The sequence below is a fragment of the Hydrocarboniphaga sp. genome, from assembly GCF_965279055.1.
Taxonomy (GTDB): domain Bacteria; phylum Pseudomonadota; class Gammaproteobacteria; order Nevskiales; family Nevskiaceae; genus Hydrocarboniphaga.
The window spans coordinates 1,042,277-1,066,911 of the sequence record NZ_OZ257125.1 but is presented as its reverse complement, the minus strand read 5'-3'; the positions used below and the strand labels follow the sequence as shown (position 1 = coordinate 1,066,911).

The window sequence follows — 24,635 nt, the reverse complement described above, 5'->3', positions numbered from 1 at the left end:
GAGCGCCGGGAGAGGGCGCGGCGCAGCCGCGGGCCGTGCGGCAAAAGCGCCCTCTCTCCCCGCTGCGCGGGACTCTCTCCCGCACGCGGGAGAGAGGAAAAGCAAACGCAGGCTCATGCCTCCGGATCCCATGCCACCGCGAATTCCGACCAGTGCGGCTCGTCGGACGCGGCCAGGTAATCGCGCACGCGGTCGAGTTCGTCGGCCAGTTCTTCGGCACTCAGGATGCCGCGCATGCGCTGGAATTTCAGGTACACCAGCCAGGTGTTGAGCACGTCGGTTTCGCAATACGCGCGGATGTCGGCGATGCCGCCGTTGCGCCAGGCCTCGAACACCTTGGAGCCGTCCATGCCGAGCTTGCCGGGGAAGCCGAGCAGCACCGCGATCTCGTGCAGCGGCGCGTTGTTGCGGCCGCTGTACATCGCCAGCACGTCCATCAGATCGGTGTGCCTGTACTCGTAGCGCTTCTGGTAGTTGTTCCACTTGCTGTCGCGGTCGAACGTGCCGTTGTCCCAGTAGGCCTTGGCCTGCACGCCGTGCACCAGCGCGCGGTAATGCAGCACCGGCAGGTCGAAGCCGCCGCCGTTCCAGGACACCAGCGTCGGCTTGTAGCGCTCGATGCCGTCGAAGAAGCGCTGCACCAGCTCGCCCTCTTCGGCGCCCTCGTCGCCGAGCGACCAGATGCGCATGTCGTTGCCGGTGCGCAGCACGCAGCTGATCGCGACGATTTTCTGCAGGTGCGCCGGCATGAAATCGTTGCCACGCGTGGCCAGGCGCAGCGTGCGCATCGCCAGCCAGACTTCCTCGTCACTGGCGTTCGGCAGATCGTGAATGCGCCGTGCGCCTTCGATGTCGGGGATGGTCTCGATGTCGAAGACCAGGGTGGTGTCGGTCATGTGAATACGATGGGCAATCGGCTAGACCGCTTGAGTGTGATCCCTTCTCCCTCCGGGAGAAGGTGCCCCGAAGGGGCGGATGAGGGATTTTAAGAGCCGCGCGAACGTCGAGACCCTCACCCTGACCCTCTCCCAGAGGGAAAGGGGATTGAAGGAAAGCTAATCCGGGAACACGCCAGTGGAGATATACCGGTCCCCACGATCGCAGATGATGCAGGCGATCGTCGCGTTCTCGAGCGTCTTGCACAGCTGCAGCGCCGCCCACACCGAGCCGCCGGACGACGGCCCGCAGAACAGGCCTTCGCTGCGCGCCAGCGCGTGCATCGTCGCCTCGGCATCGGTGGCGGTGACTTCGATCACGCGGTCGATGCGCGAGCGGTCGAAAATTTTCGGCAGGTATTCTTCCGGCCATTTGCGGATGCCGGGGATCGAGCTTTCGCCCTGCGGCTGCACGCCGATCACCTGGATCGAGGGGTTCTGCTCTTTCAGGAACCGGCTGGTGCCCATGATGGTGCCGGTGGTGCCCATCGTCGCGACGAAATGCGTGATGCTGCCGCCGGTGTCGCGCCAGATTTCCGGGCCGGTGCCCTCGTAGTGCGCGCGCGGATTGTCCGGGTTGGCGAACTGGTCCAGCACGCGGCCCTTGCCCTGCGCCTGCATCGCCTGGGCGAGGTCGCGGGCGCCTTCCATGCCCTCCTCCTTGCTGACCAGGATGATCTCCGCGCCGAAGGCCTTCATCGCGGCGCGGCGCTCGGCGCTCATGTGCGCCGGCATGATCAGCAGCATGCGGTAACCGCGCATCGCCGCGGCCATCGCCAGCGCGATGCCGGTGTTGCCCGAGGTGGCCTCGATCAGCGTGTCGCCGGGCTTGATTTCGCCGCGTTCTTCGGCGCGCCGGATCATCGAGTAGGCTGGGCGATCCTTGACCGAGCCGGCCGGGTTATTGCCCTCCAGCTTGGCCAGCAGGCGGTTGGTGCCGATACCCGGCAATCGACGCAGTTCGGCCAGCGGTGTATTGCCGATAAAATCGGCCAGGGAAGTGCTCTTCATGGAAGCGGAAGTTTAGCCGATGCGCGCCAGGTCTCGCCGATGCCGATGATGCTGCTGAACCCGCCTGCACACCTGGGCCGGCTGCGCTGGATGATCCTGGCCATGGTCTGGCTGGCACCCTCGTTCCTGACCGCCTGGGTGGCGCTGATCTTCTGGTTGCTGGCGCCCGACACGGTACCGACCTGGCTGCGCGTGATCGTGTTTGGCAACGCCGCGACGATGCTGGTGCTCAACCTGCTGCAGCTGCGGCGCTGGGGCCAGCTGCTGCGGAGCCTGGAGCAGGCGCTGCGCAACATCGCCCAGGGCCGCCTCGAGGCGCGGCTGCCGAGCAACCTGCCGCCCGGGCTGCAGGAGATCGGCGTACAGATGAACCTGGTCAGCCAGCAGATGCTGGGCTATCGCGACCAGCTCGAGCAGCGCATGCAGACCGCGATCGGCCGGCTGCGTCTGGACCTGGACCGGGCCAAGTCCGAGCTGCGGCTGGCGCACCAGAACCTGGGCGGTGTGCAGAAGAATTTCCGCCAGCAGTCGGAGCTGTTTTCCGGCATGACCCACGAGCTGCGCACGCCACTGACGGCGATCCTGGGTTTCTCCGACCTGCTGCGCAAGACCCGGCTCACCGAGCAGCAGGACGACTACCTGGCGACGCTGGACCGCAGCGCGCGCGGCCTGCTGTCGATGCTCAACGACGTGCTCGACTGGAGCCGCATCGAGGCCGGGCGGCTGACGCTGAACATCGAGCGCTTCGACCTCGCCGACGCGGTCGAGGACGTGGTCGCGCTGCTGGCGCCGCTGGCCTACGAAAAGCAGCTCGAGCTGGTGCACATCATCTATCACGACGTGCCGCTGCAGCTCGAGGGCGACGCGCAGCGCCTGCGCCAGGTGCTGACCAACCTGCTGAGCAATGCGATCAAGTTCACCGAGCACGGCGAAGTGGTGCTGCGGGTGATGAAGGAGCGCGAACAGGGCAGCCGCGTGTGGCTGCGCGCGTCGGTCACCGACAGCGGCAGCGGCCTGACCGAGCAGCAGCGGCAGCGCCTGTTCCTGCCGTTCGAGCAGTTCCAGGGCGTCAGCCGCCAGCCGGGTACCGGTCTGGGCCTGACCATCGTCAAGAAGCTGGTCGACGCGATGTCCGGCAGCATTAGCGTCGAAAGCGAACCCGGCCACGGCAGCACCTTCAGCGTGCTGGTCGAGCTGGGCGCCTCGCCCGGCGCGCTGCAGCAGTGGGATCACCTGCGCAACCGCAACATCTGGACCTGCGAAACCCACCCGACTGCCGGCCTGGCGCTGAGCCATTCGTTGCAGTTCTGGGGCATCGAAGTTACCGCCTTCGACGACCTGAGTTTGCTGGTGCAGCGGCTGCGCCACGCACCGCGGCAGAACCGGCCGGACCTGGTGATCGCCGGCCTCAAGCCCGCCGAACTGCAGCAGGAAACGATGCAGACGCTCGGCAGCCTGTGCATGGACGCGCACCCGCCGCTGCTGGCGCTGCTGACCTCGGCCTCGCCCAGCGACCAGCAGGAGGCGATCGACCTCGGCGCCGCGCGCGCGCTGCCGAAGTCGGTCGGCCGCCTGCAGCTGTATCGCGAACTCTGCGATCTGGTGCGCATCGGCCGCGCCAAGCCGATGCTCGATGGCCAGACCCTGCTGATCGCCGACAACAACCCGTCGAACCTGCGCTATCTCGCCGCGCTCGGCCGCGAACTCGGCGCCACCGTGCTCGAGGCGCGCGACGGCGATCAGGCCGTGGAGATCTGGCGCAGCCGCGGCTGCGACTTCGCGCTGATCGACTACCGCATGCCCGGCCTCGACGGCCTCGGCGTGGTGCGCGCGATGCGCGCGCACGAACTCGACCGGCGCGTCGAGACGCGCACCCGCGTGGTCGCGACCTCCGCGCATCTCGCACCGCAGGAGCGCCAGGCGCTACGCGAAGCCGGCGCCGACGAGGTGCTGATCAAACCCTTCGACGAAGCGCAGCTGCTGCGCGCGCTGACGCCCGGCATGACGCGCGAGCTGGTACGCCCCGCCGCCGGCCCCTCGCGCCTCGCCCAGGACGCCGAACTGCTCGAACTGCTGCGCGAAGAACTGCCACTGCAGCTCAAGGACCTGGAAGACGCGTTCTCGCGCGGCGACGCCGTGGCCGCGCGCGCCGCCGCGCACACCCTCAACGGCAGCGCCGCGTTCTACAAGCTGACGCAGTTGAAAGCCGCGGCCAGCGACATGGAAGAGCAGCTCGCGGCCTCGGCCTTCAGCGGCGTCGTCGCCGGCGGTTTGCCGCGGCTGCGAGCGGCGCTCTACGAGACGCTCGGCGGCATGGGCGCAACGCGCGAGGCCGAGGCAGCAGCTGCCGAAGATTCCGCCAAAGACCCCGCTGCGTAACGCAGCTGCCTCAAGCACGCTCCAGGGTCACCACCGCGCACACCAGATCCAGCTCGTCGGTCAGGCTCAAATGCATCGCGCCGATGCCGAGGCCGCTGAGCATTGCCTGCACGCGGGGCGTCACGCACAGCTCCGGCCGTCCGTGTTCGACCCTGGTCCAGCCCACCTCGTCATGCGCGATGCCGCGAAAGCCGGTGCCCAGCGCCTTGACGAAGGCCTCCTTCACGGCGAAGCACTTCGCCAGGTAATTCACTGGGTTTTTCGCAGTACTCAGTCGCTGCATCTCCAGCGGATGCAGCAGCCGCTTGGCCAGCCGATCCGGGTGACGGCCATGCACTTCGGCCATGCGCGATATATGCAGCACGTCGATGCCGACGCCGTAAATCGCGCTGCGCGGCGCCGCTGGCGGCGCAGCGCGCGCCACGCCGCTGGCATAGCAGCCACCGCGACGTAGCGGACGCTCGCTCATCTCAGGCCGACGCGCGGCCGGCGCGCATCGCCGCCAGCATTTCAGACACCGCCTCGCGCATACCGACCATCAGCGCGCGCGCCACCACGGCGTGGCCGATGTTGAGTTCGACGATCGCCTTGATACCCGCGATCGGCCCGACGTTGTGCAGGTTCAGACCGTGGCCCGCATGCACCTCGATACCCGCCGCATGCGCCGCGCGCGCGAAATCATCGATGACGACGAACTCGCCCGCCGCCGACTCGAAGTGCGAAGCATCCGCGTAAGTGCCGGTGTGAATCTCCAGGTGCGGCGCGCCGCTGGCGATGCAGGCTTCAAGCTGCTCCGGATCCGGATCGACGAACAGGCTGGTCTGGATGCCAAAGTCCGCCAGCCGCGCACACACATCCCTGATCCGCCCCAACTGCCCGGCGACATCCAGCCCGCCTTCGGTGGTGCGCTCCTCGCGCTTCTCCGGCACCAGGCAGACATACGCCGGTTTCAGGCGGCAGGCGATCGCGACCATCTCGTCGGTCACCGCCATCTCCAGATTCACCGGCACCTTGCTGACGGCCAGCAGACGCTGCACGTCATGATCCTGGATATGCCGCCGGTCTTCGCGCAAATGCACGGTGATCGAATGCGCGCCGGCCTCAGCGGCAAGCAGCGCGCCTTCGACCGGATCCGGATAAGGCGCACCGCGCGCCTGGCGCACGGTGGCGACGTGATCGACGTTGATGCCGAGGCGAAGCGCTGGAGTCGTCATAAAAAAAGGAGGCAGAGCGGACGCTTATGTTAACCGCTTCGTACCTCGACGATTTCGCCGAAGGCACGCACTCTGCCAGACCGGTCGACTTGCGAGGCTCAAAATACCGAGCGGGAGATCATGATCACGAATCCCTTGTCGAAAGAATTCGAGTACTTGATCCCGCTGTACTGGGCAGGCAATGGCTGCCCTTCGCTGATGCCATCGGCCAGGCGTTGCGTCTTGTGGACCATGTAACCGATGCCCACGTTCCAACCTTGCTTGAACGTATCCCTTATGGCGACGGCATTGTCGATACCCACTACATTTTGCTTGTCTTGCTCGACCAGGCTGAGCTGAATGCCCAATGCGACCGCCGTGACCGATTCACCGGACTGATCCAGCAGCTTCGCGCCGAAAAACATTCCGGGCCTGATATCCGAATTGCAGAAGAGCTTCTGCCAGGCAGCCGTGCAAGGAGTCAGCTTGGTGTAGCTGGCCACGGCCCACACTGATGGCTGGACCTTGTAGGCCTTGTCGATCGTGACGATCTGGTTGGTGCCGTTCACCGATGCGGTTTCTATGTAGCGTTGCGAGTGAAAATCCGCTCCCAGTCCCACGGAGAAACCGAAGGCGCTCTGAAGCTTCGGACCGTTGCCAGTGCCGCCGGCTGCTTTGTCGGCGGCGGCCTTGGCGCTTTCCACCGTCGACAGTGTGTTTTTCACAGTGTCGTCCGCGGCGGCCGATGTCTTCTTGGCTTGCGTTGCCTTGACTTCGGCCTCCGACGCATCTTGTTCAGCGGTCTCTGCATTTCGTTTGAGTGCGTTCAGCTCTGCTGATTTGCCGCGGGACGAGCCAGTTGCCAGGGCACGCTCGAAGGCCTTGCGTTGCGCCTCCAAGTTTTCCCTTTTTTTCTCCAGCTCGGCTGCCGCATCTGCCGCCGCCCGCTTCGACTGCGCCGCTACCTGCATGGCCGCGACCGCTGCAGCCGTGGCGGCTTCAGTCGCGACGCCGGCAGCCCTGGCGGTTTCGGCTGCGGAGTCCTGGCGGTCGGGCACGACGGGATCGCCTATCGTCGGTTTCGACAGTGCGGCGGGAGCGACGCTGTCGGCAGCCTGCTTCGCCCTTGCAGCCGACACCGTGGCGTTCCTTATCAGCTGCAGCGGCGAATCGGTGACCGGATCGCCGTTCAGGTGGTCCGGCACCGCTGCCGCCAACACTGGCTTGCCGGCGATCTCCGCTGCCGTGTCCGCCAGGGACTTGGCCTTGTCTGCCTCAACCTGAAGCTCCGAACTACCCGCTGCTGTTGGCTCTGCGCCACCCCCCGCTTGATCCTGCGCCCGGACTGCGCCATGACCCAGGATCATCAGCGCGGTGAACAGCAAAAGTGATTCGACCTTTTTGACCATTTCCATTCCCCGTCAATACCGGCGCTCATTCGCCGGGCTGAAGAACTAGATACCGATCGAAACGACTTGCTTCATCAGCAAGCTTGATGACAAGTGGTCTCAGGCGTGGCCGACCGATCCCGCACAAAACATCTCCCGCATCGGCGACATCGAGCGCGAGGGACACGTACAAGGCATGGGCTCCCGGGTGCTTGCGAGATGACGGTTCAAGGCGCCGACAATTTCAGGAACGGAACGAGGTCGCCGTCATCGCTCAGCTGCAGACGATTGCGCTCGACCTGCGCGCCGAAGACGCCGGCGGTGTCGCCCTTGTCGACGGCGCCGCAGGTACTGGTATCGAGCGTCAGATCATGAAAGCTCAGCTGATGCTTGGACGCGTCGAAGCTGTACTGGCCATACTCGACACCGCTGTCGGCACAATCCGGATCACCGCTGTCGACGCTCGCCAGTACATAGCGGCCGTCGGCGAAGAACGAGATCACCGCAGGGTTCGTACCCGGGGCCAGTGGCTTTTCGCTCGCGGCTCCGGCCAGCCAGGAACCGCTGAGCTGATCCTGAGCACCGGGCACTCGACGCAATACGCTGATGTCGCCACCGTCGTCGACGACCAGCTCGCCCAGGCCGTTGAGCTGGATCTTCACGCCACCCGGCTTCAGCGCACTGCCGAGGCCGCAGCCGTCACCGGGCTGATTGATCGTCAGGCTCGCGCTCAGCGGCCCGCTGACCAGGTTCTGCAGGTCGGCGACCAGCGGCCACTCGAAGCGACCGAGCTGTAGACCCTGGCCGTTATTGGCGCAGCTGGGGTCCTGATCGTTGATCGCCGCGATCACGCTGCCGTCGCTGAAGAAGCTGAAGATATCGGCGTGTGGCGACGACGGCTCGCCGTTGTACGACACCAGCTCCCAGCTGCCGCTGATCATGTCAGGCCCCTGCACTTCGTAAAGGCGGGTCAGGTACTCATCCGGCGTTGTCGGCGTGATCTCGCCATCCGGGCCATCGCCGAAGCGGCGATGCTCGATCACGTAGTGCCAGCGACCATCGGCGCTGACTTGAATCGGGATCAGCTCGCGCTCGGCGTACAGCACGCAGGTCGACGCCGCAGGATCGCAAGGGTCTTCCCCGGTTTCGACATCGTAGTACGAGCGGATCAACAACGAACCGCTGGCCGTATCGACCGACCAGACGCGATTGGCACCGCCCTGCGCGTTGCGGCTGTTGTTGACGGACGAGTAGTCCGATGCAGCGGTGTGATTGCTGAGAAGACGTTGCGCAAAGCCGGTGGTGCCGGCGTTCAGCGTTGCATTGTCCGCCGACTCGTCGCCGTAGCCGAAGAGATAGTAGGTTCCGGCTGCGTTGCTGTCGGTGTAGTGCAGATCCAGCGGCGCGCTGATCGCCAGCGCAACATCGACGCGATGCACGCCACCCTTGACGTAGTCGACCAGCCAGTAACCAGCCGCCGCGTCGATATCCGCGTAGCGGTAGTAGCTCAGCACGGCACCGTCGGCCAGCGTTACTTTCAAAGCCCCGTCGGCATCGTTGGTGTAAATGAAACTCTGAGCGAGATATCGCGCGCTGCCGACGCCACCGCTGGCGAAGTCGAGAACATCGCCTTGAAAACCGAAGCCCGGGTTGACCGGGTCAACCCTGAAGATCGGCGCGACCCACTTCAGGCCGACCAGGCTTTCGGCCGCGATCGACTTCAGACCGGCGTTGGGCATCAGGCTCACCAGGCTGTCCTGGCGGCGCGCGGCCGTCGTCGTCGGCGGCTGCGTCGGATCGTCAACCGGCGTCTCGCTATGCAGGCCGCTGAAGGTCGCGGCATAGGCCATGTCGCCAGTCCGGACCAGATCGACCACCGAGTAAGCGTCGGTCGCATCCACGATTTCCTCCTGGGCATTGACTGTCGTGTAGCTGAAGCGGTCCGGCGTATCCAGCGTGACGTGGATGGCGGTGCCCTGCGGGGCCCAATGCGTGGACGTATTCACACTGGAATTGGCGTACGTTCCCGTGCCATCTGCGGCGAACGTGAACGCGGTCGCCAGTGCCTGGTAGTTGCCGTAGCCCACCGGATTCGAAGCCACCGGCTGACTCAGCAGCAGCGACGCCGGCACGCTCGCCGCAGAAGGCTGCTCGACTGCCTGCGGATCGGCCAGCGTCTGATCGATCGCCGCCTGCAGGTCCGCAGCGCCCTGATCGGTGGACAGGATGCCGTCGATATACGGGTCGCGGACCGCGGCCGAGCTAGCGAACGCCAGCGTGTCACCGGCTCCGGCGGGCAGCGGATAGTCCGAGTCCTGGATGATCAACTTCAGCGTGCCGGCCAGCTGCAGTTGCTGGTCGGCCTTGATCGCTGTCAGCGCACCATCGAGCTGCGTACCGTTGGCCGGAATCGCGCCGTCGTTGGCCTCGGTGACGAGCACCGCTTCCGCGGTGCTCAGCTGGGTGATGTTGTTGCGGATGTTCTCGGACGAGTCGGCGGTAGCGTCGCCGGCTGCGGCCTTCAGATCGGCGAAGCTGCCGAGAATCGAACTGAGCTTGATCGACGTGCTGTCAGCTGCCTGCGGCTGCGATGACTTGCCGCGATCGACCGACGCCGGTGCGCGCACGACATTGCCAACGGACTTCGCGTCCAGCGTGGTGTGGCGCTGGCCCGGGCTGGCGCGGCGCGGCGAGTCGGGCGACTTCATTTGCGGCATCAACGATGCCGGACGAGGCGCGGCAACCGCTGCTGCCTTGCTGTGCGTGGCCGTCGGCGACGACGACATCGCCGCTGTTGCCACCGCGCTGATCACCACGCTCGGATCGTCGACTTCGACGGTAACGCTATATGCGCCGCTGGCGTCGGTCGTCGTGGTTTCACTGTCGCTGCCGGCAGCGATGACGACGCTGGCACCCGGCAACAGCTGGCCCGGCGTGCCGGCGACGGTGACAAAGCCGGTCAAGGTCAGTGACTGCTTCACCGAGCTTGGCGACACCGTCAGCGTCGCGCTGGCGCTGGCGCTGCCGGCGTCGCCGTTGCAGGTCAGCGTGTAAATCAGCGCGCCGGCCGCCGCCGGTGAGACGCTCTCGCTGCCGCTGACGGCACGCGATCCGCTCCAGGCACCGCTGGCGACGCAGCTGCCGACGTTGCTCGTCGTCCAGCTCAAGGTCGAGGTCGCCCCCTGCAAAACAGCGCTGGGCGACAGGCTCAAGGAAACACTCGGCTCCTTGTCGCCGCCTTCTGCGGATCCACCGCCGCCTCCGCAAGCCGCCAATACGGCGCATAGCAGCGCGGATACCAGTACATGTTGGTTTTTCATCGTTTTGTTCCTGCCGGAAAGAATGCTGATTGACGAATGGATCGCACCGCTGGGCGCACGCGCAGGCGGGCTCATAGTTCGGCTCCGAATAACAACGTGAGATTGCTGGCACGCGCATCGACGACACTGGCGCCACTGAAATTGAGTTCACCGAGATCGCCGAGCGTGCCCTTGCCGTCGCCGCGGCTGTAATAGAAGCCGAGCTTGTATTCGCGTGTGTTGTCGCGGTAGGTGCCGCCGAGTGAGAACCCAACCAGATCGATCGATTCGCGACGCTCGAACACGCCGGCATCGGCGACGTCGGCATTGCTGTAGTCGGTGTAGACCGCTGCGCGCAGCGATACCTGCGGCGAGGCGACGTATTCGCTGCCGAGCGAGAAATTGTCGACCGCTTTGAACTGGCGTGTTACTGGCGGCGAATCAGCCGAGCCGCTGGCGACCGCGCCCTGATCGACCTTGAAATAGTGATCGACCTGCGCCGAGAGGAACCACTGTCGGTACGGCTGCAGTGCCGCGCCGATCGACGTCTGCCATGGATAGTGCTGACGCGCCGGGCTGCGCGAATCGGCCTCGATGTCGAGCACCGCCTCGGGCTTGTTACTGCCGTCGTCGTTCTGCGTGACCAGGTTGCGCGAGCTGCGATAGAAGTAGCGATAGTCGCGCCTGAAGCCGAAATCGCGCGCGACCACCGCACCGAAGCTGACACTGTTACCGCGATACTGCAGGCCAAGCACCGGCCGCGCGCCAAGCTGCGTGTCCTCGATGCGATAGCTGGTCTGTACGTTGAGACGCTCGGTCGCGCCGTCCTGTGTGGCGCGTGTCGCTTTGCCGCCGATCGTGCGCGACTCGCGCATGTCGCGATAACTGCCGTATAGCGTGACGCCCCAGGACCAGCCGCTGTTGCCGAGCTTCATGCCGAAGCTCGGGCCGACGTTATACAGCCGCCGATCGACGTCGCCGCTGAGATATTCGTCGACCGAGCCACCGGGTGTCAGGAACTGCGAGTCATCGAGCTGGCGCTCGGATAGAAAATCGTTGACGGCGATCGAGAAGCCGAAAGCGCAGGCGCATGCCTCGGATACCCGCATGATGCCGAAGTAACTCGGCACAAGGCCCGACGACGTCGAGTGCAACGATCCGCCGTCGGGAAAAAAGTCCTGATACTGGACCTGGGAGCGGCTCAGAACATTGACCGTCGCCGCAGCGAGTTCCTTGGAATACGGCGCGCCCGCCGGGTTGTAGAACAGCCCCGCGGTATCGTCGGCGAGTGCCACATAAGCGCCACCGAAGCCGATCGCGCGATCGCCGACCATCAGATTGCGGTAGTGAAAGCCGTCGGCCCGCGCCTTGCCTGCACACAGCAGCAGCGCGGCGACCGAAACGCAGAGCGCAAGCGCCCGCCGGGCCCGGATCGGGCCCGTGACAATGCCAGACATAAATCCCCCGAGGTTGGAGCGGCGCGCGCTAGAGCTTGAAGCGGTAGCCGATGGCGAGGCTGATCGCCGGATAGATCTTGAAGTCCTTGATGTCGCCTTCCAGGTCAGAGCGCTCCTGCTCTAGGTTGGCCTGGAACAACATCGCCTCGGGCGTATCGCCGTCGACCTTGAACGAGGCTGAATCGTCGTCTTGGTTCTTGGCGCTGCCGGTGGCCTTCATGTCGATCTTGCCAGCGCCCTGAAAATACGCGCCGATCTCGAGGCGGAAGTACAGGTTCCGGTCGCCCAGAATCGGATTGCCCCAGCCCAGACCGGCGTACGGCGCCACCGAGTTGAACTTCATCCGCGCGTTCAGATCCAGTGGATCGCTGGTATCGGAGACGTAAGTGGCGTCACCGATGTCGTACTCCTCTTCACCCGTCGGGTCGGAGGCATGCAGCTTGAGCTTGTTGCCGTTGGCGAACAGGCCGGCACTGAGAAAGAAACTGCCCTTGAATGGATGCACGTCGACCTGCGCACCGAAGCTCTGCAGCTTGAGTTTGCCGTCGTAATCGATGCCGTCTTCGTTGCGGCTATCGCTATAGCTGAAGAGATTGAACGGCACGCGCACGTTGATGTAATCGTTGACGCCGATCGTGCCTTCGGCGCCGATGCCGAGCGTACCGACGCGAAAGCCGGCCGCGATCGGCGGCGTTTCCGCGTGAGCCGGCGCCGCCGCTGAAATAGTTGCGACTAACGTAAGGCTCGCCCACATCCCCTTATTCAGCTTGATCACGCGGATTCCCCCTGTCACCTGCCGAGCAAGCCGCTCGTGTGACTATGGTGTCAACCGCGCAACACAGACTCATCCTCAACGTTGATGATCGCCTGCTTTATCGATCGCAATCGGCTAAAAAATGGCTCACTTGGCTCTGCAGAACGACCACAAGAAGTCCTGTTGCATATACCCCTTCTGGCCCTGCGATCCAGCGAACCACTCAGGCAGCGGCACGCCAACGTATCCCTCGGCCTGCTGCGGTTCTTGGCCGTTCATAGGCGCATTACAGAGCGAGCCCGGTGCATTTTTGAAAAAAGGGAGGCGGCGTGCCACGCCCCGCTCAACCAGAATGGCTGCGCGCGCGTGGCAGGTCATGCAAGACGAAGTTTCCTGGAATCGATCCTCCAGTTTGGAGTTCGCGAGCAACACCGGCACGCTCTTTTGATCGACATAGCGGATCTGCGTGCCACGCAAGCGGTAGTTGTCCCAGACAGTGCCCTGCAGACCGATGCCAACTGGAGTTCCCTCGCAATCCGGTTGGTCTGATTTGCACGCGAAATTGTCGCGGGAGCTTAGCTTCCATCCTACGTTGTTACCGATGGCGGACTTGTTGTCGACATGTTCGAACGTTGCCCAGAACCAGGTCGACTGATGCTTTGCCATCACATTCAATCCTACGAGCCCATACAACTTATCGCCCTCGCTTACGGCATAGTAGGATCGCCTCTGGCATTTATCGATCTCGGTCCAAGCCGCTTTTACTACCTTGGATTCCGCTGGAAAGCTTATTTTCTTATTATTGAAATAGGCGTCGATCTGACCCTGCAAACTATTGAGCTTGTTTGTCCGGATATAGCAGTATGCGGCTTCATTGAACCGGACCTCCGCGCCGACGCTGGGCTCGGCGAATTTTTCGGTACAGCCAGCCTCGATCGCTCGTCGGACCCTCTGTTCTACTGGGAGCGCGGTAAATCGTGAATGGCCGGCGTTGGCCTGATTGCTGCCGCGCCAAGCTGCTGGCACCTTTCCGCCTTCCATGAAGATGTCGCCTGCTTCCTGCCAGTTCTCCCAGACGACACCGACCGGACTGGGCCCGCCCAGCGCCTTGCCCTGATCAGCCTCACCTGTTTTGGGGTCTGCTGGCCAGTTCATCGCCACAAATAGACGCCAGGCATACTCGTCGCCGTCGGAGATAGCAGCGGCCGGATCCTGCGGAATGGTCCAGGGTCGATTCCAGTCGACCTTGGCACCCGCAGCCGACGCACTGCAGAGCAGTAAAAGACCCACCAGATTTGCAAGCACCTGGCGACCAGCCGCCGTCGTCCAAGTTCCTGCCGACCGACGACATATCAGTCCGTTCACCGGCATGCTGTGTCTACAGCCTCTCACGAAGGTCCAGGATGGCCATCCTGATATTTCCCGAATAATTGTTTGCAATGGTGGTCAACTGGCTGTTGATCGACAGTAGAGTTTCGTCGCCCTCAAGATACTGTTTCAGTACAGACCAGACTGGATAGTCTAGGGCGGTAAAAGTCCAGATGTAGTTGACCGCAGGAGGCGGTACGATCGCCTTTGAAGCTGGATTTGGATAGATCGGACGACAGGCCGCCTGAGAAAAGACAATGGCCGAAGCCGCTGTGATCCAGCTTTGGCTAACCGCCGACGCGGGCGCGTAGCCCGCTGCGGGTGGCTGTTGCGCCAGGGTCTGCAGCTGGGCAAACAGCGTTTGTAGTTCAATTGAATAAGTACTTATCGCTTGATCAGCGACGCTGCCGTCCGAACCAAAAAATGAACTTGCGGCAGCGGCAGGATCCTGTATTGCCTGCCCCCTGAGCACCGCGTTTTTGCAAACCTCTGAAATGAATGCAGAGAACTTCCTGAGCGTAATGTAGGGCCTCGTTGCAGCCAGATGAATTTTTTCCATTTCGATGTCTCCAGTTCGAACAATTCAAGTCGGTACCGTTGGGCGCGCATAGGTCGCTTGACGGTGCTGACGCCTTACCTCTTACTATCAATAGCGTCTCTTAGTGCGGACGCTCGCGCTCGTATCGGATGATGCGCAGGCAGCTTGATCGCATCGAATTCCCGATCATCGGGCAGCGCTTCTAGAGCGAACTTCGTTTTTCCTTGCTCCAGCAGGATGCGTGCTTTGAGCGTCCGGATTTCCAAGGTCCTCGGATGAGCGGGGCCGAAGAGCCCGCCCGAAGACACCAGCGCTTCATCCGCCATGACTAGTGCTTCGCCCAGCCGTCCCAATCGCAGCAGGGCCTCCGCCAACGGCCGCTTTTCGTTGAACGTCTGATCCAGTTCCATCTGATCGCGCTGAGCCACTGATGCCAGTACTTCGCGCAGGATCGCTACCGCTTCGAGAGGCTTGTTTTGGTCAAGTGCGAGTTGCGCTTCGAAGCCGCGCACGGACAGCAGCGTGTCACTGTCGGCGTTGATCAGCTCGCTGAGTACCGCTGTCGCCGAATCGAAGTCCTGCTGCGCTTCTGCGAACCGCTTGCTAGCAGCCAGCAGCTGGCCGCGCCTTATCAAGGCTATCGCCATCGCATGGCTTCTTTCACCGTTTTTTCTAGCGACTGCCGGAATCAGATCGGCCAGCAGTGCTTCCGCTCTTTGATAGTTGGCGAGTTCCAGGTACACATAAACTGCGGCCGACTGGATCGAGATCAGAAACGAACTATCCGGGTCATCATGGGCATTTATTCGGGTCAGGACCTGCTCCAGCATTGGTGCTGTGTCCGACCAATACCCCATCTGGAATCGCCCCATCGCGATGGCGGATTGCAATTGCAAGACCAGCCGGTCGCTTTCGCCACGTCGCTTGGACGCGGATTCCAGCAGTGCCTGGTACTGGGACAGCCGCTGTTGCAGGCGCCCGGTAACCCAGTCGATTCCGACCAGATCGGCTGCGAGGTTCAAAGTCGAATCTGAACTCGCCTCGCCGCTGCCTTGGTAGTAGTCGAGCGCCGCTGCCAAATGGGTAGCCGCTTCATGGTCGTACTCCAGAGCCGCGTACGAACGTCCCAGTGATTCATTTATCTTTGCCGCAATATCGGCTTGCCCCGCGAAGCGGCGATCGACCTCCGAAGTGGCACTGTCGAGCAACTGTTTGACGCTCAGATCGCGCTTTGAAAGGTCCTGGCGGCTTATTCGTGCCAGCATGTCCTGATTGAGAAAATTGGTAACCGCTTCGGCACGCTGGGCTTCTGCTTGCGCCTGCTGCCTTGCATTGACTGCCCGGCGATAAAGTGCGGTGCTGACCAGCAGGCCGAGCGCCAGCGCAGCTATCGCGAGCAGCAATCCGACTCGGCGGGCCTTCATCCGCTCGATCGCGCGCTTGGAGGCTTCTGCCTTGGCCAAGGCTTGCTTTTGCCGGTCCAGACTCAGACGCCTATCGGGCAGGCCGCGCAGGCGTTCAGCTAGCTCGCCAGCATTGCCTATACGCGTTTCGACATTGCCGTCGATTGCCCGGGCAATATCGGACCGCAATACCTCGTCGCTGATACTGCGTTCCCAGCCGGCGGCGACAGGGCGCGCAAGGTCGCCGATTACCAGCTGGTACAGCGCCACTCCAAGCGCATAGATGTCCGCCCGTATTGTCGGTGGCTGCCCCATCAGCAGTTCGGGGGCCAGGTACATCGGCGTTCCGGCGCCCCCTGCTGCCGCAACAATTGTCCGCGTAAATCCCATCCGGGTGATGCCCATCGCATCCATCCGCAGCGGATCGGACACACCCCCGCTGCCGAGATCACCCAGCAATACTCTCGAAGGCTTGCCAGCGGGATCCAACTCCAGCAACACATTCGACGGCTTCAAATCCTTGTGCAGCACGCCGATCGAATGAATCGCCGCCAATCCATCGGCGATCCTGGCGATCAGCTCGATGCGCTCCTCCAGCGGCACGGCCGCCGCGCCGCCGACCGCTTTCCACCAGTCCGCCAGACTGCCGCCATCCGCCAACCGGCTCTCGATGAAATACGGCGGCTCCGCCAGGTTCCAGTCCAGCAAGGTGACGACCGGCGCTTCGTCCTCCAGCGTGTTCTTGATCAGCCGGTACAGCGTGATCTCGCGCTTCAAGCCCACCAGCCGCGCCGGTTCGCGGGCGAATTTGAAGACGCGGATTTCGCCGGTCTTGTCGTGGCGCACCTTCCAGGTGTCGCCGCCACCGCCGCCGCCGATGCGTTCCTGCAAGGTCCACAGCGGTCGCAGCGGCGGGTGATCGCCGGCTTTGAGTTCGGCCAGCAAGGGCGGCGCTTCGCGCGCGATCACTTCGGTACGTGGATTGCCGGCGAAGCGGTAGCCGTAGCCGTGGGCGGTCTTGATCAGGCTTTGATTCTGGTCGGCCAGCACGTCGCGCAGGCGGCTGATGCACTTGGCCAGCGCGGTATCGCTGAGGATGCGGCCGGGCCAGACCGCGGCCAGCAGCTCGTCCTTGGTCACCACCTCGCCGGAATGCTGGAGCATGAACAGCAGCACTTCGAGCGGCTTGCGTTCGATCGGCAGCAGGCGCCCGTCGCGACTCAGTTCAAGAGTCGACTCGTCGAGCATGTAGCCGGCAAACAACCAGCGGACAGCCGGCGCCTGCACAGCTCCTTCTGCGATATCGCCAGTCCCCATCGTCCCTTTACGGCCAGACCCGCGCCGTCCCCTGCAGGGACGATAGCCGTTTGCCAAGCTGCTCGGAAGTGGCGGCCGTCCTACAACGTGGAGGAAAACACAAAAGTCAGACGATTTCAGGAAAAAGTCAGGACCTTCATACCCCATCGCTCCTAAGTTGGACCCCAGCCGACGGACCGCCGCAACCGCAACACGCAGCGAGCCGGGACGGCGACGGGGATGGAACACAGGGGATCGCAACATGGACGGAAGCATGTCGTCAGGCCAGCAGTTGAGACGCAACGAAGCGGCAGTCAGCACCACACCCGGCGGCGGCCTGCTGGCCGCGCTGGGTTTCACCGCGCTGTCCGCCATGCCGCTGCCGCTGGTGCTGATCGGGCCGCGCGGCATCGCCTTCGTCAACGATGCCGGCGAAGAGTTGCTGGCGCGCCGCGACGGCCTCTGCGTCAGCGAAGGCCGACATGGCCTGGCGACGACGATGCCGCACGAGGCGCAGCAGCTGCGCACGGTGATCGGCAGTGCGCTGATCGGCGGCCCTGGCGGGCTGGCGCCGGTGACGCGCCAGCACGCGGCGCTGCCGCTGCTGATCGAGGCGCTGCCGCTGGACGAGCAGCGCCTGAAGCTGTTCGACATCGGCAACCCCAGCGGCGGCTTCGCGCTGGTGCTGATCCGCGATCCGCAGCCGGTGCGCAGCGCCACCACGCGCGACGCGCTGATCGCGGTCTACGGCCTGACCGAGGCCGAAGCCTGCGTCGCCGAGGCGATCGCCAGCGGCCGCAATGCCAAGCAGATCGCGAGCCGGCGCAACGTCAGCCTGCCGACGGTGCGCAGCCAGATCCGCCAGGTGCTGAGCAAAACCGCGAGCCGCGACCAGCGCGAATTCCTGCGCCGATTCTCCTGGCTCAGCGGCGCGGCTTGAGACGATAGCGGGCGATGACGGTCGGGCAGACATGGCCCGACCGTATCAAGCGCATCGTGCGCGCTTCATCCTCAAGCTTGGCGATGAAGCGCGCGATGCTGAGCGCTAGCGCAGCACAGGATTCAGCAAGGGCCGCTACAGGCTGAAGCGATAGCCCAGCGTGAAGCCGATCACCGGATAGATTTCGTAGTCGGTCAGATCGTCTTGCAGCGACGCGCGCTCTTCTTCGAGCTGCGCCTGGAACAGCTGTGCTTCCGGCGTGTTGCCGGTGGTGCTGAAGGACTGGCCGGTCTGCTGATCCACTGCCGAGCCGCTGGCGTTCAGGCCGACTTTGGCCGAGCCCTGGAAGTAGGCGCCGAGTTCGAAACGGAAGTAGAAATTGGAGGCGCCCTGAATCGGGTTGCCCCAGCCGAGGCCGATATAAGGCGCGGCGGAGTTGACATCGAGGCCGCCTTTCAGGGTCAAGGGATCGCTGGTGTCGGAGGTGTAGACGCGATCGTCGTCGCCGATCTGGTATTCCTCGGTGCCGCTCTTGTCCTGCGCGAACAGGTCGAGCTTGTTGCCGTTGGCGAACAGGCCGCCGGTCAAAAAGAACGTGCCCTTGAACGGGTGATAGTCGAGCTGCGCGCCAATGCTTTTCAGCTTGAGCTTGCCGTCGTAAGGCACGCCGTCCTGCTCGTCGTCGAAGTTGTAGTTGAACAGATTGAACGGCAGCCGCAAGTTGAGGTAGTCGTTCAAACCCAGCGAGGCTTCCAGGCCCAGGCCGAGTGTGCTGACGCGCGCGCCGACCGCGGTGCTGGCCGCCTGCGCGGAAACGGAACTGGCAGCCGCCACCAAGCTGGCGCCGACGAAGGCGGCGCTTCTGATCAAACTCATTGTCTCTCCCCAGAGTGTGTTGGGCTTAGCGCCCGGTCTAAAACCCCATGCCGCCGCAACTGCGCGCGGTCGGCATCGCAATGTAAGGCATTCGTGTAACGATTTGTAGCGCGCCGCGCGGACGCGCATCCGCGGCGCGGGATGTACGCAGGCGCTGCGCCGACCGGCGGCGCGCTCGGGTCAAGATGCGCGCGCGCGCAGTGCCCGCAGCAGGCGCGAGGCTTCCAGCTCGCGGTCGCCGAGTAGCGGCTTGAGGCTCAGGCGCAGCAGGCGGCGTGCATCGTTGAATGCGCGGCGCGAGCCGTCGGCTGCTTCGAAAGCTTCGTCGCGCAACGCGATCAGGCTGGCGCCGCTGAAAGCGCCGACGGCCTCGGCGTCGCAGACGATGGGGCCCTGCTCGGCGTCGTAGTGATACGCGGCGTCGGCGTCGAGGTCGTCCGGCAGTTGCAGGCCGTAGCCGAGTTCGCTGAGCAGATTCTTTTCAAAGATGCGCAGCGCCGGTTCCAGCAAGCTCGGCAACCGCGCCAGCGCGCTGACGTACTCGGCATACAGCGCCGGATGCGGGTCGTGGCGCTGCAGCAGGCGCAGCAGCAGTTCATTCAAGTACCAGCCGCTGAAGATCGCCTCACCGCTGAGGCTCACCGGAAAACCATCGGCTTCGACGCCGGTCAGCGCGCCGAGATCGCCCTGCTCGTTCCATGAGATCAGCAGCGGCTGAAACGGCTGCAGCAGCGCGCGGGTTCTGGACTTGGCGCCGCGAGTGCCGCGCGCGACCAGGCCGATGCGGCCGTGGTCATAAGTCCAGGCCTCGACCAGCAGGCTGGTGTCGCGGTACGGGCTGGTACGCAGCACATGGCCCGGCGCCAGCTGGATGCGTGCGCGGGTCATGGCGCTCGAAAACTACTCGGTGTCGAAACCGAGCTGGCGCAGCGCCTTGATGTCGTCGCTCCAGTTTTCCTTGACCTTGCACCAGAGTTTCAGAAACACCTTGTCGCCGGTGATCTGTTCCAGCTCGCGCCGGGCCGAGGTGCCGACGCGTTTCAGGTTCGCGCCTTCTTCGCCGATCACGATCGACTTCTGGCCTTCGCGTTCGACCCAAATCGTCGCGTTGATCCGGCGCAAGCGGCCTTCGCGCTCGTAGCTGTCGATCGACACGGTCAGCGAGTAAGGCAGCTCCTGGTGCAGACCGCGGGTGAGTTTTTCGCGGATCAGTTCGCTGGCTTCGAAGCCGTGGTCATAACCGGTGACCATGTCGGGCGGATACAGCTCGGGGCCTTCCGGCAGGCGCCGGAAAATCTCGGCGACCAGCGCGTCGAGGTTGCTGCCCTTGGTCGCCGACACCGGCATCACGAACGCGAATTCGCGCAGCGCGCCGAGCCGGGCCAGCTCCGGCAGCAGCTGTTCGCGGCTCTTCATCTGGTCGATCTTGTTGACCAGCAGCGCCACCGGGCCGGTCACGTCCTTGAGCTTGTCGAGCACTGCCTGGTCTTCATCGCGGAACGCGCCGGCTTCGACGACGAACAGCACCAGGTCGACGTCATGGATCGAGCCCGAAGCGGCTTGGTTCATCAGCTTGTTCAGCGCCTTTTTCTCGCCGCGATGCAGGCCCGGCGTGTCGACGAACACGATCTGGCCAAGATCGTGATGCAGCACGCCCTGGATGCGGTGCCGCGTGGTCTGCGGCTTGTGCGAGACGATGCTGACCTTGCGCCCGATCAGCGCATTCAGGATCGAGGATTTGCCGACGTTGGGTCGGCCAATGATGGTGACGATGCCGCTTTGCATGGGGACCACGGTACACAATAAAGCGGCATTGTAGCGCGGTGCCATGGTGCAGGTTCTCGGTCGCGGACAGGGTCCGCTCCTACAGGTACGGATCGCTCGTGTAGGAGCGGACCCTGTCCGCGACTGCGGCCCCACCGCAGCCGCCGCCGGTCGGCAAGCGTCAGGCCGTCGCGATCAGCCTTTGCAGCAGCAGCTCGGCGGCTTTCTGCTCGGCGCCGCGGCGGTTGTTGGAGAAGGCTTCAGTGGTCAGCTCGGCGTCGGTCAGGCGGCTGCGGACCACGAACTGGCGACGGTGCGGCGGGCCGGATTCGGACAGCACTTCGTACACCGGCAGCGGCCGGCCGCGCGCCTGCAGCCATTCCTGCAGCCGCGTCTTCGGATCTTTCAGGGTTTCCGGATCGGGCAACTGGTTCAGCAGCACATCGAAGCGGCGCAGGCAGACGTCGCGCGCGGCCTCGAAACCGCCGTCCAGGAAGATCGCGCCGACGATCGCCTCGAAGGCATCGGCGAGGATAGAGTCGCGCCGCCAGCCGCCGCTCTTGAGCTCGCCTTCGCCGAACTTGATCGCCTCGCCGAGCTTCAGATCACGTGCCAGCAGCGCCAGCGATTCTTCGCGCACCAGGCTCGCGCGCAGGCGCGACAACGCGCCTTCCTCGGCCGAAGGACGCAGCCGGTAAAGGCTCTCGCCGATGATGAAATTGATCAGGCCGTCGCCGAGAAATTCGAGGCGCTCGTTGTTGACGAGCGCATGCGAGCGATGGGTCAATGCCTGCGACAGCAGCGCCGGATCCTTGAACTGATAACCGAGAGCTTCGCCGAGATTCTGGATGATGCGAGACGTCATCGAGCCAGCGGCTTCAGTCGATCGTCGGGTTGCGCAGCGGCACCGCGTCGGTGAAATGCACCACGACGTCGATGTTGTAGAACAGATGCGCGCGCGCCTCGTAGTCGTAGACCATCGCGCGGCCTTCGCTGTTGCGGCGGATCTTGATGTCTTCGGGTTTGACGAAGTCGATCAGCTCGATGATCCAGCGACGCTGCAGATGCAGGCGGATGTTCGCTGCATCCGAGGCACTGACTTCCGGATCTTCGGACACGCCGTCGAGCGCGCGCGCGATCTTCATCTGGTTCAGATACAGCGGCAGGATCTTGATCGTCAACGTCGCAAAAAACGCGATCAGGCCGAACACCAGCAGCAGGCTGATCAAGGTCAGACCAGCCTGCTTGCGCGGGTGTTTGGCGATCGGCATCGCGGCGCTCAGCGGATCGGCGTGCCGATGCGCGAGAAGAACGGGCGCTTGCTCTGCGCGTCCCAGCTCATCCAGATGAAGAACGCGCGGCCGACCAGGTTGGCTTCGGGGATCGTGCCCCAGCCGCGGCTGTCGAAGCTGCCGTCGCGGTTGTCGCCCATGCCGAAATACTGGCCCGGCGGCAGCACCAGTTCATCACCGGCGCACAGCGATTCGTTGGCGCCGCTGCTGGCCGGACCACACAGCGAATCCACCGGGCGGTTCGGATCGGTGAGGATATGGTGCTCGACGCCGCTCAGGTTCTCGCGCAGCCGGTACCGCACGTCGCTGGAAGAGCCCGACGCGGCATACACGCCGTCGGCTTCGAGCTTGGCAACGACGCCGTTCACGTACAGCGTCTTGTCCTTGTAGACCAGGTGATCGCCGGGCACGCCGACGATGCGCTTGATGAAATCGGTGGACGGATCGCGCGGCCAGCGGAACACCACCACGTCGCCGCGCGCAGGCTCGCCGTTGCCGAAGAACCGGTGATGGAACACCGGATCCCGCAGGCCGTAGGTGAATTTGTTGACCAGGATGAAGTCGCCCTTGATCAGGGTCGGCAGCATCGATTCCGACGGAATCCGGAACGGCTCGGCGACGAAGGAGCGCAGTACCAGTACCGCGAAAATCACCGGGAAGAACGAGCGGCAGAAGTCGATGATCCAGCCCGGCTTGTCGTCGCCGCCGATCAGCGCACGGCGGCGCTGGGCCAGCCACAGCTTGTCGACCAGCCAGCCGAGGCCGGTGACGAACGTCAGTACCGTCAACAGCACCGCAAAATCAAAATGTACGTCGGACATCGCTTCGCCCCGCCTCCTGCTGCAAACGACTACAAAACTCGAATGGCCAGCCCGGCTTCAGTCGGCCTTGCTGCTCTTGCGTTCGACTCCCAGCACCGCGAGGAAGGCTTCCTGTGGGATCTCCACGGCGCCGACCTGCTTCATGCGCTTCTTGCCCTCTTTCTGTTTCTCGAGCAGCTTCTTCTTGCGGCTGATGTCGCCGCCGTAGCACTTGGCCAGAACGTTCTTGCGCATCGCCTTGACCGTCGACCGGGCGATGATCTTGGCGCCGATCGCCGCCTGGATCGCGACGTCGAACATCTGCCTCGGAATCAGCTCCTGCATACGCTCGCACAAATCCCGTCCGCGCGCATAGGCCGCGTCGCGATGCACGATCGTCGCCAGCGCGTCGACCTGGTCGCCGTTGACCAGCACGTCCAGCTTGACCAGCGGCGCCGCCTGGAAGCGCAGGAATTCGTATTCGAAGCTGGCATAGCCGCGGCTGACGCTCTTGAGGCGGTCGAAGAAGTCCAGCACCACCTCGCCCATCGGCATCTCGACCTCGAGCTGCACCTGGTTGCCGAAGTACTTGAGATTGCGCTGCACGCCGCGCTTTTCCATGCACAGCTGCATCACCGGGCCGACGTAGTCCTGCGGCATCAGCACGCGGCAGTTGATGATCGGCTCGCGGATATCCTCGAACTCGCTGCCCTCGGGCAGCTCGGCCGGGTTGTCGATCTTGCGGATCTCGCCGTCGGTGCCGGTGATCTCGTAGATCACCGACGGCGCGGTGGTGATCATGCTGATGTCGTACTCGCGCTCCAGGCGCTCCTGCACGATTTCCATGTGCAGCATGCCGAGAAAGCCGACGCGAAAGCCAAAGCCCAGCGCGGTGGAATTCTCCGGCTCGTACTGCAGCGCCGAGTCGTTCAGGCGCAGCTTGGACAGCGATTCGCGGAAATCCTCGAAGTCGTCGGCGTCGATCGGGAACATGCCGGCGAACACGCGCGGCTGCACTTTCTTGAAGCCCGGCAGCGCCGATTCGCAGGGTCTGGCCGGATCGGTCAGCGTATCGCCGACCGGCGCGCCGAAGATGTCCTTGATGCCGGCGATCAGGAAGCCGACTTCGCCGGTCTCCAGCGCGTCCTTGAACACGCGCTTGGGCGTGTGCACGCCCAGCGAGCCGACTTCGTAATCCTTGCCGGTGGACATCACGCGCATCTTCTGGCCCTTGCGGATGCGGCCGTTGATCACGCGTACCAGCGACACCACGCCGAGGTAGTTGTCGAACCAGGAGTCGACGATCAGCGCCTGCAGCGGCGCGTCTTCGATGCCTTTCGGCGGCGGCAGGTTCGCGATCACCGCTTCGAGCACGTCCGGCACATTCAGGCCGGTTTTCGCCGAAATACGCAGCGCGTCGTGCGCCGGAATGCCGATGACGTCCTCGATTTCCTTGGCAACGCGCTCGGGCTCGGCGTTGTGCAGATCGACCTTGTTCAACACCGGCAGCACGTCGAGATTCAGCTCCAGCGCGGTGTAGCAATTGGCCACCGACTGCGCCTCGACGCCCTGGCTGGCATCGACCACCAGCAGCGCGCCTTCGCAGCTCGCCAGCGAGCGGCTGACTTCGTAGCTGAAGTCGACGTGGCCGGGCGTGTCGATCAGGTTGAGCTGATAGATCTCGCCGTCCTTGGCCTTGTAATTGAGCGAAACCGCCTGCGCCTTGATAGTGATGCCGCGCTCGCGCTCGATCGGATTGTTGTCGAGCACCTGCGCCTGCATCTCGCGCAGCTCCAGGCCGCCGCAGATCTGGATGAAGCGATCGGCCAGCGTCGATTTGCCGTGATCGATGTGGGCGATGATGCAGAAATTACGGATGTTCGACTGTTTCATTAGACCGCTGGTCACGCCGCCGCGGCTGGCGGAGCAAGAAAAGGTGGGA

General features: G+C 63.9%; 20 protein-coding genes. 2 read left to right on the top strand and 18 right to left on the bottom strand.

Annotated features, from left to right (window positions below; all coding sequences use genetic code 11):
* Nucleotides 1–113: 113 nt before the first annotated feature.
* Together ACQZF9_RS04930 and cysM are read right to left on the bottom strand one after the other, a co-directional pair.
* On the bottom strand, nt 114–896 hold the full coding sequence (locus ACQZF9_RS04930; protein ID WP_428312149.1) for a 3'-5' exonuclease: 783 nt from the start codon (nt 894–896) through the stop codon (nt 114–116).
* Between the two features lie 159 nt (nt 897–1,055).
* Nucleotides 1,056–1,946, bottom strand: a complete 891-nt coding sequence (gene cysM / locus ACQZF9_RS04925; RefSeq protein WP_428312148.1) for a cysteine synthase CysM — start codon at nt 1,944–1,946, stop codon at nt 1,056–1,058.
* A gap of 39 nt (nt 1,947–1,985) precedes the next feature.
* On the opposite strand from cysM, the gene ACQZF9_RS04920 reads away from it, so the two are divergent.
* Nucleotides 1,986–4,325, top strand: coding sequence for an ATP-binding protein (locus ACQZF9_RS04920; protein ID WP_428312147.1), 2,340 nt, complete (start codon nt 1,986–1,988; stop codon nt 4,323–4,325).
* A gap of 10 nt (nt 4,326–4,335) precedes the next feature.
* On the opposite strand, the gene acpS is transcribed toward ACQZF9_RS04920, so the two are convergent.
* From acpS to ACQZF9_RS04875, 9 genes are all read right to left on the bottom strand, one after another.
* Complete coding sequence (gene acpS / locus ACQZF9_RS04915) at nt 4,336–4,794, bottom strand: holo-ACP synthase (protein ID WP_428312146.1); 459 nt, start codon at nt 4,792–4,794, stop codon at nt 4,336–4,338.
* 1 nt (nt 4,795) lies between these two features.
* A complete protein-coding gene (locus tag ACQZF9_RS04910) occupies nt 4,796–5,539 on the bottom strand; it encodes a pyridoxine 5'-phosphate synthase (protein WP_428312145.1) in 744 nt (247 codons plus the stop codon).
* A gap of 98 nt (nt 5,540–5,637) precedes the next feature.
* On the bottom strand, nt 5,638–6,927 hold the full coding sequence (locus tag ACQZF9_RS04905; protein ID WP_428312144.1) for a hypothetical protein: 1,290 nt from the start codon (nt 6,925–6,927) through the stop codon (nt 5,638–5,640).
* A 206-nt stretch (nt 6,928–7,133) separates the two neighbouring features.
* Nucleotides 7,134–10,226, bottom strand: a complete 3,093-nt coding sequence (locus tag ACQZF9_RS04900; protein WP_428312143.1) for a carboxypeptidase-like regulatory domain-containing protein — start codon at nt 10,224–10,226, stop codon at nt 7,134–7,136.
* A gap of 71 nt (nt 10,227–10,297) precedes the next feature.
* On the bottom strand, nt 10,298–11,662 hold the full coding sequence (locus ACQZF9_RS04895) for an OmpP1/FadL family transporter (protein ID WP_428312142.1): 1,365 nt from the start codon (nt 11,660–11,662) through the stop codon (nt 10,298–10,300).
* Nucleotides 11,663–11,690: 28 nt separating this feature from the next.
* Nucleotides 11,691–12,437 (bottom strand): hypothetical protein, encoded by a 747-nt coding sequence (locus ACQZF9_RS04890; protein ID WP_428312141.1) that lies wholly within the window; start codon nt 12,435–12,437, stop codon nt 11,691–11,693.
* Nucleotides 12,438–12,563: 126 nt separating this feature from the next.
* A complete protein-coding gene (locus ACQZF9_RS04885; RefSeq protein WP_428312140.1) occupies nt 12,564–13,721 on the bottom strand; it encodes a hypothetical protein in 1,158 nt (385 codons plus the stop codon).
* 73 nt (nt 13,722–13,794) lie between these two features.
* Entirely contained in the window at nt 13,795–14,343 is a 549-nt protein-coding gene (locus ACQZF9_RS04880) for a hypothetical protein (protein WP_428312139.1), read from the bottom strand.
* A gap of 74 nt (nt 14,344–14,417) precedes the next feature.
* Nucleotides 14,418–17,042, bottom strand: a complete 2,625-nt coding sequence (locus ACQZF9_RS04875) for a protein kinase domain-containing protein (RefSeq protein ID WP_428312138.1) — start codon at nt 17,040–17,042, stop codon at nt 14,418–14,420.
* Nucleotides 17,043–17,283: 241 nt separating this feature from the next.
* On the opposite strand from ACQZF9_RS04875, the gene ACQZF9_RS04870 reads away from it, so the two are divergent.
* Nucleotides 17,284–17,961 (top strand): helix-turn-helix transcriptional regulator, encoded by a 678-nt coding sequence (locus ACQZF9_RS04870; protein WP_428312137.1) that lies wholly within the window; start codon nt 17,284–17,286, stop codon nt 17,959–17,961.
* 135 nt (nt 17,962–18,096) lie between these two features.
* Here the strand turns inward: ACQZF9_RS04870 and ACQZF9_RS04865 are convergent, their stop codons facing one another.
* The 7 genes from ACQZF9_RS04865 to lepA form a co-directional block, all read right to left on the bottom strand.
* A complete protein-coding gene (locus ACQZF9_RS04865; protein ID WP_428312136.1) occupies nt 18,097–18,837 on the bottom strand; it encodes a hypothetical protein in 741 nt (246 codons plus the stop codon).
* Between the two features lie 180 nt (nt 18,838–19,017).
* The gene (gene recO / locus ACQZF9_RS04860; RefSeq protein WP_428312135.1) at nt 19,018–19,725 is read right to left on the bottom strand and encodes a DNA repair protein RecO; all 708 of its coding nucleotides are present in this window, start codon (nt 19,723–19,725) and stop codon (nt 19,018–19,020) included.
* A 12-nt stretch (nt 19,726–19,737) separates the two neighbouring features.
* Nucleotides 19,738–20,667 (bottom strand): GTPase Era, encoded by a 930-nt coding sequence (gene era, locus ACQZF9_RS04855; RefSeq protein WP_428312134.1) that lies wholly within the window; start codon nt 20,665–20,667, stop codon nt 19,738–19,740.
* Between the two features lie 115 nt (nt 20,668–20,782).
* Nucleotides 20,783–21,466, bottom strand: a complete 684-nt coding sequence (gene rnc / locus ACQZF9_RS04850; RefSeq protein WP_428312133.1) for a ribonuclease III — start codon at nt 21,464–21,466, stop codon at nt 20,783–20,785.
* Nucleotides 21,467–21,479: 13 nt separating this feature from the next.
* Nucleotides 21,480–21,872 (bottom strand): DUF4845 domain-containing protein, encoded by a 393-nt coding sequence (locus tag ACQZF9_RS04845; RefSeq protein WP_428312132.1) that lies wholly within the window; start codon nt 21,870–21,872, stop codon nt 21,480–21,482.
* Between the two features lie 8 nt (nt 21,873–21,880).
* Nucleotides 21,881–22,714, bottom strand: a complete 834-nt coding sequence (lepB, locus tag ACQZF9_RS04840) for a signal peptidase I (RefSeq protein ID WP_428312131.1) — start codon at nt 22,712–22,714, stop codon at nt 21,881–21,883.
* A 57-nt stretch (nt 22,715–22,771) separates the two neighbouring features.
* Entirely contained in the window at nt 22,772–24,586 is a 1,815-nt protein-coding gene (lepA, locus tag ACQZF9_RS04835; RefSeq protein WP_428312130.1) for a translation elongation factor 4, read from the bottom strand.
* Between the last annotated feature and the right edge of the window lie 49 nt (nt 24,587–24,635).